Here is a 248-nt window from a genome sequence, read left to right on the forward strand (position 1 = left end):
CTGCTGAGTTAACGGCTATTTTACCAAATAATCATACAAAATCTGAGTTTGCCCGCAGTAAAGCTTGGTTACCACAACTAGGTGAAGCGCGCGTATTACACAAAGATATTGATGTAGCCGATGTAGCCGTTGTCGATATGACCATTCACCCAACGCCAGGTTACAAACAAAAAGCGCAGGCGGCGGTTTTACAAGGACACTTTAGAACAATCGCGTTTGACAAAATGCGTACCGAAGAACAACTAGCT

The 248-nt window shown here is 44.0% G+C and carries 1 protein-coding gene; it reads left to right on the forward strand.

The window, feature by feature from the left end:
* Positions 1–248 (forward strand): hypothetical protein (locus AAEY79_RS15990; RefSeq protein ID WP_352289670.1); only part of this gene is annotated, 248 nt, incomplete at both ends.

The organism is Psychrobacter sp. GW64-MNA-CIBAN-0177, assembly GCF_040309585.1.
Lineage (GTDB): Bacteria > Pseudomonadota > Gammaproteobacteria > Pseudomonadales > Moraxellaceae > Psychrobacter > Psychrobacter okhotskensis.